The organism is Blastococcus sp. SYSU D00669 (assembly GCF_054050715.1).
The window spans coordinates 143,056-152,841 of the sequence record NZ_JBJGZV010000009.1 but is presented as its reverse complement, the minus strand read 5'-3'; the positions used below and the strand labels follow the sequence as shown (position 1 = coordinate 152,841).

At 71.5% G+C, this 9,786-nt stretch carries 14 protein-coding genes; 4 read left to right on the top strand and 10 right to left on the bottom strand.

The features are described from left to right. Nucleotides 1-122 precede the first annotated feature (122 nt). From ACI8AF_RS09135 to ACI8AF_RS09120, 4 genes are read right to left on the bottom strand one after another with little or no spacing between them, the layout of a single operon-like run. Nucleotides 123-1,256, bottom strand: coding sequence for a YihY/virulence factor BrkB family protein (locus ACI8AF_RS09135; protein ID WP_456539379.1), 1,134 nt, complete (start codon nt 1,254-1,256; stop codon nt 123-125). A 42-nt stretch (nt 1,257-1,298) separates the two neighbouring features. Then, complete coding sequence (locus ACI8AF_RS09130) at nt 1,299-1,571, bottom strand: DUF4235 domain-containing protein (RefSeq protein WP_456539378.1); 273 nt, start codon at nt 1,569-1,571, stop codon at nt 1,299-1,301. Then, entirely contained in the window at nt 1,568-1,861 is a 294-nt protein-coding gene (locus ACI8AF_RS09125; protein ID WP_456539377.1) for a DUF3618 domain-containing protein, read from the bottom strand. Before ACI8AF_RS09125 ends, ACI8AF_RS09130 begins: the two co-directional genes overlap by 4 nt. Continuing rightward, on the bottom strand, nt 1,858-2,298 hold the full coding sequence (locus ACI8AF_RS09120) for a phage holin family protein (protein ID WP_456539376.1): 441 nt from the start codon (nt 2,296-2,298) through the stop codon (nt 1,858-1,860). Before ACI8AF_RS09120 ends, ACI8AF_RS09125 begins: the two co-directional genes overlap by 4 nt. Nucleotides 2,299-2,405: 107 nt before the next feature. Between ACI8AF_RS09120 and ACI8AF_RS09115 the strand changes: the two genes are divergently transcribed. Further along, nucleotides 2,406-2,618, top strand: coding sequence for a hypothetical protein (locus tag ACI8AF_RS09115; protein ID WP_456539375.1), 213 nt, complete (start codon nt 2,406-2,408; stop codon nt 2,616-2,618). A gap of 49 nt (nt 2,619-2,667) precedes the next feature. On the opposite strand, the gene ACI8AF_RS09110 is transcribed toward ACI8AF_RS09115, so the two are convergent. Continuing rightward, nucleotides 2,668-3,651 carry an aldo/keto reductase family protein gene (locus tag ACI8AF_RS09110; protein ID WP_456539374.1) on the bottom strand — a complete coding sequence of 328 codons (984 nt, stop codon included), beginning with the start codon at nt 3,649-3,651 and terminating at the stop codon, nt 2,668-2,670. A 50-nt stretch (nt 3,652-3,701) separates the two neighbouring features. Beyond that, nucleotides 3,702-4,304, bottom strand: coding sequence for a DUF3043 domain-containing protein (locus ACI8AF_RS09105; protein WP_456539373.1), 603 nt, complete (start codon nt 4,302-4,304; stop codon nt 3,702-3,704). A gap of 142 nt (nt 4,305-4,446) precedes the next feature. Between ACI8AF_RS09105 and ACI8AF_RS09100 the strand changes: the two genes are divergently transcribed. Then, nucleotides 4,447-4,794: a HesB/IscA family protein gene (locus ACI8AF_RS09100; RefSeq protein WP_456539372.1), complete on the top strand. Its 348-nt coding sequence runs from the start codon at nt 4,447-4,449 to the stop codon at nt 4,792-4,794. Nucleotides 4,795-4,916: 122 nt separating this feature from the next. Here the strand turns inward: ACI8AF_RS09100 and asnB are convergent, their stop codons facing one another. Genes asnB through ACI8AF_RS09085 form a run of 3 tightly spaced genes read right to left on the bottom strand, consistent with a single transcriptional unit; the run spans nt 4,917 to nt 7,608 of the window. Further along, on the bottom strand, nt 4,917-6,851 hold the full coding sequence (gene asnB, locus ACI8AF_RS09095) for an asparagine synthase (glutamine-hydrolyzing) (protein ID WP_456539371.1): 1,935 nt from the start codon (nt 6,849-6,851) through the stop codon (nt 4,917-4,919). 47 nt (nt 6,852-6,898) lie between these two features. Further along, entirely contained in the window at nt 6,899-7,237 is a 339-nt protein-coding gene (locus tag ACI8AF_RS09090; RefSeq protein ID WP_456539370.1) for a DUF3817 domain-containing protein, read from the bottom strand. Continuing rightward, nucleotides 7,237-7,608: a metalloprotease gene (locus ACI8AF_RS09085; protein WP_456539369.1), complete on the bottom strand. Its 372-nt coding sequence runs from the start codon at nt 7,606-7,608 to the stop codon at nt 7,237-7,239. Before ACI8AF_RS09085 ends, ACI8AF_RS09090 begins: the two co-directional genes overlap by 1 nt. Before the next feature lie 268 nt (nt 7,609-7,876). Between ACI8AF_RS09085 and ctaC the strand changes: the two genes are divergently transcribed. After that, a complete protein-coding gene (ctaC, locus tag ACI8AF_RS09080; protein WP_456539368.1) occupies nt 7,877-8,812 on the top strand; it encodes an aa3-type cytochrome oxidase subunit II in 936 nt (311 codons plus the stop codon). 43 nt (nt 8,813-8,855) lie between these two features. After that, on the top strand, nt 8,856-9,260 hold the full coding sequence (locus ACI8AF_RS09075; RefSeq protein WP_456539367.1) for a cytochrome c oxidase subunit 4: 405 nt from the start codon (nt 8,856-8,858) through the stop codon (nt 9,258-9,260). A 121-nt stretch (nt 9,261-9,381) separates the two neighbouring features. Here ACI8AF_RS09075 and ACI8AF_RS09070 read toward each other — a convergent pair whose 3' ends face one another. Then, nucleotides 9,382-9,708 carry a PspC domain-containing protein gene (locus ACI8AF_RS09070; protein ID WP_456539366.1) on the bottom strand — a complete coding sequence of 109 codons (327 nt, stop codon included), beginning with the start codon at nt 9,706-9,708 and terminating at the stop codon, nt 9,382-9,384. Between the last annotated feature and the right edge of the window lie 78 nt (nt 9,709-9,786).

Below are 9,786 nucleotides of genomic sequence, written 5' to 3'. Positions count from 1 at the left end.
TCGACCGGTGAGTGCAAGCGAGCCTCGCAGCGGACCGCACCGACAGATCGGCTTGAAGACCCGAAGTCAGTCAGGCGCTGGGTCAGGAACGACCGCTGCGGGGCTCGCCCACATCCTCACTGTCAGGCGCGCTGCTTGGACTCCTTCGTGGGCTCCGGCGGGTCCGGCAGGGTGTCGGCGACCGTGGCGTTGCGCTCGCCCATCGGCTCGGGGTGGCCCTCGGTGGTGTCCCGCGCCGTCTGGTGCTCGGCCTCGGCGTTGATCTCGGCGCCGAGCAGGATCAGGTAGCAGGTCAGGTACAGCCACAGCATCAGCACGATGACGCCGGCGATCGCGCCGTAGGTCTTGTCGTAGGACCCGAAGTTGTTCACGTACAGGCTGAACCCCAGGCTGACCAGCGCCCAGACGACCGTGACGACGACCGAGCCGAGGCTGACCCAGCTCAACCGCGGGGCGTCGCGGTCGGGCGCCACCCGGTAGAGGACGGCGAGCGAGCCGGCCATCACCAGGAGCAGCAGCACCCAGCGGATCACCTGCCCGAGGATCGTGCCGACGACGCCGAGCGGCAGGGCGTCCAGCACGGCCGGGACGACGGCGAGGAGCCCCACGGTGAGCAGGACGAACACGATCGCGCCGAGGGTCAGCCCCAGCGAGAGCGCCCGCATCTTGACGAAGTTGCGGGTCTCCACCTCGTCGTAGGCGATGTTGATCGCGGCGACCATGTTGTTGACGCCGCCCGAGGCGCTCCACAGCGCGGCCAGGATCGACACGATCAGCCCGAAGGTGAGCGCTCCGCCGGCGTTCTCCGTGATGCTCTCGAGCTGGTCCCCGATCAGCGAGGCGGCGTCGTCGGGCAGCTGGGCGGAGATGTCCTCGACCTGCCGGGCCACCGTCTCGGGAGAGGCCACCAGGCCGTAGAGCGAGATCGCGGCGATGAGCGCCGGGAAGATCGCCAGGAACGCGAAGAAGGCCACGCCGCCGGCGATGATCGGCATGTTGTCGGCCTTGTTCTCGGCCCACGCCCGCTTGACGATCTGCTTCCAGCCCTTGAACGGGATCTGGGTGGGCTTCTCGGCGGTGACGCCGGGCAGCTCCTTCTCGCTGGGGACGTCGGGCGGGACGCGGTCGGCGTCCGGCCGCGGACGGGCGGCGCGCTCCTCCTCCGCGGCCGCGGCGGCGGCGCGCCGGGCCGCCTTCTCCTCGACCCGCTGCTTGATGCGCTCCACGGCGCTCTCGCGGTGGCTGGTTCCGGCCATGTGGTCCCCCTGGCAGATGGCGGGTCGAGGAGACGGCGGGCGTCAGTCGCCCGGCCAGCTCCCGGTGAGCTTGGTGAAGCCGCGGGCGCCGGCGCGGTCGATGGCGGCCTTGGTGGCCGCGAAGATCGCGCCCTGCAGCGCCGCGGCCAGGACGACCTCGCGCATGCGGTACTCGCTCTGCAGCGCGCTGGGCGCGTCCTCCTCGTCGGCGATCTTCTTCCAGACCTGCTTGAAGATCACTCCGGACAGGGTGCCGGCCAGGATGCCGCCCAGCAGGCCGATCGGCCGGTAGGCGATCTTGGCTCCCTTGCTCACCGTTTCCTCCTCGAGGTCGTGGGGGTGCTCGAACGCTTGCGCCGCAACACCACCAGACCGACCACCACCGCGACCAGCCCCAGCACCGCGCCGAGCACGACCGGCGGGCTCTCGCGGTAGGTCTCGACGGCGGTGTCGCGGGCCCGGTGGACGCCCTCGCGGGCCCGGGCGGGGACGTCGAGGCGGCGGCTGAGCTCGTCGACGGTCCGGCCGAGCTGCTCGCGGGTCGCCTCGATCTCGGCCTTGATCGCGTCGGGGTCGGGGGCGCCGTTGCCGGAGGGCGCCGTCACCGGGCGATCCCCTGCTTCACCGTGGCGATGTCCTGCTGGACGCTGGCGATCGTGTCGGTCGGCAGCGGCGGCGCCGCCGACTGCACGTCCTTCTTGCCGATCAGGGCCAGGACGCCGGCGACGGCGAAGAGCACCACGGCGACGACGATCGCGGCCAGCCAGCCGGGCAGCACGTTGGCCAGACCGAGGATCACCGCCGTGATCAGGGCGTTCAGCCCGAGGATCGCGACCAGCCCGGCCCCGCCGAACAGCCCGGCGCCGACGCCGAGCCGCTTGGCCTTCTGCGTCACCTCGGCCTGGGCGAGGCGCACCTCGTCGCGCACGAGCCGGCTGATCTGGTCGGTGAGGTCGCCGATCAGCTGACCGGTGGAGACGTTCTTCGGATCCGGCGGGGGTGTCTCCGCGCGGGTCGCCCCGGTGGCTGGGGGCTGGCTCATCGGTCCTCCGGTCCTCGGGCGGGGCTCGTCGATGCCCCTGCATGCCCGCCCGGGGGAGCGGATAACCGGCCGTCGATCACAGTCGGGGAACGGATAGCGTGCGGTCCATGACCTGGACCTGGCGGCTGGAGGACCCGTCCGGCGCGGCCGTCGACCCGGCCTCGATCGGCGTGGAGGTGCCCGACTCGGACAACCAGGGCGACGCCGAGTCGTGGCTGGGGGAGAACTGGCGGGAGCTGCTGGCCCGGGGGGTGGCGACCGTGACGCTGTTCCACGGCGAGGACGAGGTCTACGGCCCCATGGGGCTCGCCGCGACCTGAGCGGAGGCTCGGGGTGAAGGAGAGCTCCACCCCGAGCCTCCGGTGGCGGCTAGCCGCGCGAGGTCTTCGCGGGGTCGCGCTCGACGACGCCGCCCAGGACGTCGTCGATCCGCTGCAGCACGTCGGCGTCGAGCTTCACGCCGGCGGCCTTGACGTTGTCGTGCACCTGCTCGGGCCGGCTGGCGCCGATGATCGCCGCGGCGACGTTCGGGTTCTGCAGCACCCACGCCACGGCCAGCTGGGCCATCGAGAGCCCCAGGTCGTCGGCGATGGGCCGCAGGTCCTGCACGGCGCTGAGGATCTCGTCGGTCATGAAGCCCTGCATCGAGCCGCCGACGCTCGCGTGCCCGGCCCGGGTGTCGGCGCCCGGCTGCTCGCCCGGCCGGTACTTGCCGGTGAGCACGCCCTGGGCCAGCGGCGACCACACGATCTGCGACAGGCCCTCCTTCTCGGAGGTGGGCACGACCTCGGCCTCGATGACCCGCCAGAGCATGGAGTACTGCGGCTGGTTGCTGATCAGCTGGATGCCGAGCTCGCGGGCGAGCGCGGCGCCGGCCGCGATCTCCTCGGCCCGCCACTCCGAGACGCCGATGTAGAGGACCTTGCCCTGCCGCACCAGGTCGGCGAAGGCGCTCATCGTCTCCTCGAGCGGCACCGTCTCGTCGTAGCGGTGGGCCTGGTAGAGGTCGACGTAGTCGGTCTGCAGCCGCTGCAGCGAGGCGTGGCAGCTCTCGATGACGTGCTTGCGGGACAGGCCGCGGTCGTTCGGGCCGGGGCCGGTGGGCCAGTAGACCTTGGTGAAGATCTCGAGGCCCTCGCGGCGCTGGCCGGCGAGCGCGCGGCCGAGCACCGACTCGGCCTTGGTGCCGGCGTAGACGTCGGCGGTGTCGAAGGTGGTGATCCCGGCGTCGAGGGCGGCGCGGACGCAGGCGTGCGCCGCGTCCTCCTCGACCTGGCTGCCGTGGGTCAGCCAGTTGCCGTACGCGATCTCGGAAATGTTCAGGCCGGAACGGCCGAGGCGTCTGTGCTCCACGTACAGCGACCGTAGCCGCGGTCCCGCGACCGTGCGGAGCCGGCTCCGGGCTAGAGCTGCGCCCCGATCGCGACCTCGGGCTTCGGGAAGCGCCAGCGGCGGATCATGGTCGACCGGCTGATGCCGTACCAGGTGACGCCCTTGTGGCTCTCGTCCGGCAGCTTCTCGGCCAGCGTCCGCTTGATCTTCCGGGTCAGCAGCACCGAGTCGACGATGAAGACCAGGAAGAACGCCATCAGCACGAAGCTCGTGTAGCTGCGGATCACCAGGTTGGGGACGAAGGTGCCGACCAGGGCCAGCGCGGCGACGAGCAGGAAGAGGCTGCCGATGTTGCGGCGGGAGTCGACGACGTCGCGGACCAACCGCCGCACCGGACCGCGGTCGCGGGCCGGCAGGTAGGAGTCGTCGCCGCGGGCGGCGGCCTGCCGGGCGGCACCCCGGTTGGCGGCCTGCTGCTCGCGCATCCGCTTGTAGGCCTCCTTGCGCGTGGTGGGAGGCGGCGGGGGCGGCCCGGGACGGCGACCCTGGGCCTCGTTGCGCTTGGGCGTGGGACGACCCTTGCCCGCCGCCCTGACCGTGGCGGTGTCGGCGACCGTCGTCTCGGGTGCCGTCGTCTCGTCGGTCGGCTTGCGGCCGGGCAGGCGGAGCTTCACGACCGGCAAGTCTACGTGCGGCCCGGCCGTGTCCTCGGCGGATGCGCCCGCGCGCCGTACAGTGGGAAGAAGCTCCGCTGCGGCGGCGTTGACCCGTTTTCGGAACAGCCGCTGCGGGACCTCGGATGTGGGAGGACAGAACATGACGGTGCAGGACACGCAGGCGACCGGCGTCATCCTGAGCGAGGCCGCGTCGGGCAAGGTCAAGGCGCTGCTCGACCAGGAGGGCCGTGACGACCTGCGGCTGCGCATCGCCGTCCAGCCCGGCGGGTGCTCGGGTCTGCGCTACCAGCTCTTCTTCGACGAGCGCTTCCTCGACGGCGACCAGACGTACGAGTACGGGGGCGTCGAGGTGATCGTCGACCGGATGAGCGGCCCCTACCTCGGCGGCGCGGTCATCGACTTCGTCGACACGATCGAGAAGCAGGGCTTCACGATCGACAACCCCAACGCGCAGGGCTCCTGCGCCTGCGGCGACAGCTTCCACTGAGAAACGGCCCCTCTGCCCCCCACCGCTCGCGGCGGGACCCTGCAGAGGGGCCGAGAGAACCTCGAACGGCCGAGGCCCGGGATCCGCTGGATCCCGGGCCTCGGCCGTCCGACGCCTCGTGCCTACAACCGCACGGGGTAGACGGTCTCCGGGATCTCGGGCTTGATCCGCTCCTCGACGAAGATCCCGTGCCAGACCATGAAGACCAGCACCTCCCACACCTGGCGGGCGGTGCGCTTGCTCGGCTGGTCGGCGGTGCGCAGCGACTCGAGCAGCCGGTGCACGTGGTCGCGGTCGAGCCACTCGTCGGTCTGGCTCTCGCTGACGATGTCGCGGGCCCAGTCGTGCAGCGGCCCGGCCAGGAACTCACCGGTCGGCACGGGGAAGCCGAGCTTGCGCCGGTGCAGGATCGGCTCGGGGACGATCTGCTCCATCGCCCGGCGCAGCGCGTACTTCGTGGCGTCGCCCTTGGGTGGGACGCGCTGGTCGAGCGGGATGGTGCTGGCGAGCGCGAAGACCTCGGGGTCCAGGAAGGGCACCCGCAGCTCGAGCGAGTTGGCCATGGTCATCTTGTCGGCCTTGACCAGGATGTCGCCGCGCAGCCAGGTGAACAGGTCGACGTACTGCATCGCCGTCACGTCGTCGTAGCCGGCCTCGCGGGTGCGCCGGTAGAGGTCCTCGGTGACCTGGACGTGCGACAGATCCGGGTCCCGACCGGGCAGCAGCTGCGCCAACTCGTCGGCGTTCAGGTTGCGGGCGTTGCCGTAGTACCGCTGCTCCAGGTCCTGCGACGCCCGCTCCAGCAGACTCTGCCCGCGGACCCCCTCGGGGACCAGCTTCGACAGCCGGCCCAGCACGCGGCGTCCCGCGGCCGGCAACCTCGACGCCCACGCGAGGCTCAGCGGCTCGCGGTAGATCGTGTAGCCGCCGAACAGCTCGTCGGCGCCCTCGCCGGAGAGCACGACCTTCACGTGCTTGCGGGCCTCGCGGGCCACGAAGTACAGCGGCACGAGCGCGGGGTCGGCGACCGGGTCGTCGAGGTACCAGACGACCTCGGGGATCGCCGCGGCGAAGTCCTCGGCGGTGATGACGACCGGGTAGTGCTTGACGCCGAGCGTCGCCGCCGACTCCGCGGCGACCTCCACCTCGGAGGTCGACTCGCGCTCGAACCCGACGGTGAAGGTGAGCAGGTCGGGGTTGTAGCGCTTGGCCAGCGCGGCGATGGCCGTGGAGTCGATGCCGCTGGACAGGAACGAACCGACGGTCACGTCGGCCCGCATGTGCTTGGCCACCGACTCGTCGAGCGCCGCGGCGATGCGGTCGTAGAGCTCCTGCTCACGGCCCGCGGGCACCGGCTGCGGCCGGAAGGTCGGGTGGAAGTAGCGCGTGGTGGTCAGCTCGCCGTTCGCGACGGTGAAGCTGGTGCCGCCCTCTATCCGGCGGATGCCGCGGTGCAGGGTCGCCGGCTCCGGCACGTACTGCAGCGTCAGGTAGTGCTGCAGGCTGGCGGCGTCGACGCCGCCGGCCGCGTCGCTGCCGCCGAGCAGCTCCAGCAGGGCCTTCTTCTCCGAGGAGAAGACCAGCCCGCCGTCGGCCAGCCGGGCGGTGAACAGCGGCTTGATGCCGAACGGGTCGCGGGCGCCGAACGCCGTCTTCGTGGCGGTGTCCCAGATGACGAAGGCGAACATGCCGCGCAGCCGCGTGACGACGTCCTCGCCCCACAGGTGGTAGCCGGCGACGATCGTCTCGGTGTCGCCGTGCGTCGTCAGCTCCAGGCCGGCGGCCTGCAGCTCCTCGCGCAGCTCGACGTAGTTGTAGATCTCGCCGTTGAACAGGATCCGGTAGCGGTCCTGCGCGTAGGGCAGCGGCTGCGGGCTGCCCTCGACGTCGATGATCGACAGCCGGTTGAACGCGAGGACGACGTTGCGGTCCGACCAGACCGCGGTGTCGTCGGGGCCGCGGTGGTGCAGGCAGTGCAGGGCGTCGCGCATGCCGGACACGCGGTCGTCGTCGACCCGGTCGGCGTCCGTGGACAGGTAGGCCAGCAGGCCGCACATGCGGGGGCTCCTGGGGTTCGGGGACGGGGGGAGCGGGGGACGGCCGGCTACAGCGGGAGGCCCGCGCGCACCCGCGCGGTCACCCGGCGCTCGGCCCAGAAGGACAGGAAGGGGACGACGCCGGCGAGCAGCACCAGCACCGTGCCCTTGGGCGTCCACCTGGCCCGCAGGGCCAGGTCGAAGGCGGCCGCCAGGTAGACGATGTAGAAGACGCCGTGGACGGGGGAGACCACCGCCGACACCTCGGGCACGTCCGCCAGGTAGCGCAGCGGCATGGCGACGAGGACCAGCACCAGCAGCATCACGCCGACGACGTAGGCCATGACCCGGTAGCGGGTGAGGGCGGTGCCGACGGTGCGGACGCCGTCCTGCGTCTGCTCGGCCATCAGCGGCCCGCCGCCGAGCCGTGGGAGTTCTTGAGCGCCTTCTCGTTGAGCTCGGCCAGGTAGGCGTTGTACGCGGCCAGCTCCGGGTCGCCGGAGGTGTCGATGCGCGGGCGCTGGTACAGGACGACCTCCGTGCCGGGCTCGTCCGCGTCGGGGTCCCGGTGGAGCTCGTCGCGGATCATGCGTGAGTAGAACCACAGGCCCATGAGCCCGTACAGCGGCCACTGCAGCGCGTAGCTCCAGTTGACCGCACCGCCGCCGTCCTCGGCCTTGCTCAGCTGCCAGTAGCCGAGGAACCAGGTCGCGACGAACAGAGCCGCGACCAGCAGGTGCATCAGCACCCACTTCGGGGTCAGCAGCCGGCGGTACACGCACCCGACTCTAACCGGCCGCGCCGCCGCCGCGGTGCCCTGCGCGGACGGGTGGGACGGCCGGGACGCCGCGGGCGACGCGGGGCAGGTCACGTGCTGGTCACGGCCGGGCCACGACCCGGCGCCGTCCCGTCCCGCGGTGGGGGGTCGCCGCGCGGGGTCGGATAGTCTCGCGCCACACTGTGATCGACGTGTGGGACCCGTGTGCGGCCCGCGCGCGCAAGGACCGCCCGGGCCGTCCGGGTGGGGGACGAGGAGGCAACGAGCAGTGGCTCGAGGCAGCAGGGTCGTGCGGCTGGGCGCGCTCGGTCTCCTGGGTGGTCTCACCCTCACCGGGTGCGAGATGCCGAACAACGAGTTCTGGCGCTTCGGCTGGCCGGAAGGCATCACCGAAGAGGCCGAGTCGATGCGCGAGCTGTGGACGGGCTCGGTCATCGCCGCCCTGATCGTCGGCATCATCACGTGGGCGCTGATCCTCTGGTGCGTCGTCCGCTACCGGAAGCGCAGCGACGAGCTCCCCCGCCAGACGGCGTACAACCTGCCGCTGGAGATCGTCTACACGATCATCCCGTTCCTCATCATCGCCGGCCTGTTCTTCTTCACCGTGGTCGTGCAGAACCGGGTGCAGGAGCGCAGCGACGACCCCGACGTCACGATCGACGTCAACGCGTTCAAGTGGAACTGGCAGTTCGTCTACCCCGAGACCGAGGACCCCGACGGCAACCCGGTCGAGACCGTGGGCGACAGCGAGGAGATCCCGATCCTCGTGCTGCCCACCGACCGCACGATCCGCTTCCAGGTCGCCTCGGCCGACGTCATCCACTCGTTCTGGGTGCCGGAGTTCCTCTTCAAGCTCGACGTCATCCCGGGCAACGAGAACGGCCGGGACAACGTCTTCGAGGTGACCGTCACCGAGCCCGGTGCCTACGTCGGCCGCTGCGCCGAGCTGTGCGGCACGTACCACGCGTACATGAACTTCGAGGTGCGCGCGGTGTCGCCGGACGCCTACGAGGACTACCTCGCCGCCCGTGAGGACGGCGCCGGCACGGCCGAGGCGCTCGAGAGCATCGGCGAGGACCCGACCGCCACCTCGACGACCCCGTTCGACCTGGTCAACGACTACCAGCGCACCGAGAACCAGCGGCCCGGCTCGCAGGGCGGCAGCGAGGACGTCGGCGGCAACACCCAGGACGAGGGCAACTGACGATGCGGACCTCGGACCTCACCACGCAGCAGGGGGGACGGCCGTGAAGGTCGAAGCGCTCATCTTCAACATCATCGCCGTCTTCTGCGTCATCGCCGCCGTCGTCTACGGCGTCTGGGCCCGCGAGCCCATCGGCACGACGGCCCTGGTCCTGTCGGCCGGCCTGACCGGCCTGGTGGGCGGCTTCTTCTGGTTCATCTCGCGCCGCATCGACGCGCGACCGGAGGACCGCAAGGACGCCGAGATCGCCGACGGCGCCGGCGAGCTGGGCTTCTTCAGCCCGAGCAGCTACTGGCCCTTCGCCATCGGTGTCTCCGCGGCGCTGATGGGCCTGGCCCTGGCCTTCTGGTACTCGTGGCTGATCATCATCGCCGGCGTGGCGCTGCTCATCACCATCGGCGGTCTGCTCTTCGAGTACTACGTGGGGCAGAACGCCACCCAGAGCTGACGAAGGACCCCGCTGCCTCCCACCGCTCGCACGCTCGCGGCGGGACCCTGCACCGGGGCCGTTCCAGAACCTCGCCGAGGCCCCCGGTCCGAACGGACCGGGGGCCTTCGTGCGTCCGGGGTCAGCCCGTCGTTGAGCGGCGGGTCATCCGCTCGTGCAGCCGCTGCACCTGGCGGTCCAGCGGGCTCGGCACGAAGTCAGCGGCGGCGGGAGCGCTGGGCATGAGCACCCACAGGAGCAGGTAGACGAGGACGCCGGCACCGCCGGCCACGGTCAGGCCGACGAAGCCGACCCGCCAGAGCAGCGCGTCGACGCCGCTGTACTCCGCCAGGCCGCCGCAGACACCGCCGACCATGCGGTCGGAGGTGCTGCGCTGCAGCTGCGTCCGGGAGGCGGGCTGCTGGGGGGCGGGGTCGATGGTCGGGGGAGTGGTGGCTGCGGAGGTCATGGGAACGAGCCTGCCGCGCGCGGGCGCCCACGGGCATCGGGGAACGCCCGGATCCGTCCCTGGTTCGCCGTCCCCGGG

Bases quoted from the DNA above. Each gene is read 5' to 3' on its own strand.
- ACI8AF_RS09135 (WP_456539379.1), bottom strand. From the start codon at position 1,256: ATGGCCGGAACCAGCCACCGCGAGAGCGCCGTGGAGCGCATCAAGCAG.
- ACI8AF_RS09120 (WP_456539376.1), bottom strand. From the start codon at position 2,298: ATGAGCCAGCCCCCAGCCACCGGGGCGACCCGCGCGGAGACACCCCCG.
- ACI8AF_RS09115 (WP_456539375.1), top strand. From the start codon at position 2,406: ATGACCTGGACCTGGCGGCTGGAGGACCCGTCCGGCGCGGCCGTCGAC.
- ACI8AF_RS09100 (WP_456539372.1), top strand. From the start codon at position 4,447: ATGACGGTGCAGGACACGCAGGCGACCGGCGTCATCCTGAGCGAGGCC.
- asnB (WP_456539371.1), bottom strand. From the start codon at position 6,851: ATGTGCGGCCTGCTGGCCTACCTGTCCACGGACGCCGACCGGGTCGAC.
- ACI8AF_RS09090 (WP_456539370.1), bottom strand. From the start codon at position 7,237: ATGGCCGAGCAGACGCAGGACGGCGTCCGCACCGTCGGCACCGCCCTC.
- ACI8AF_RS09070 (WP_456539366.1), bottom strand. From the start codon at position 9,708: ATGACCTCCGCAGCCACCACTCCCCCGACCATCGACCCCGCCCCCCAG.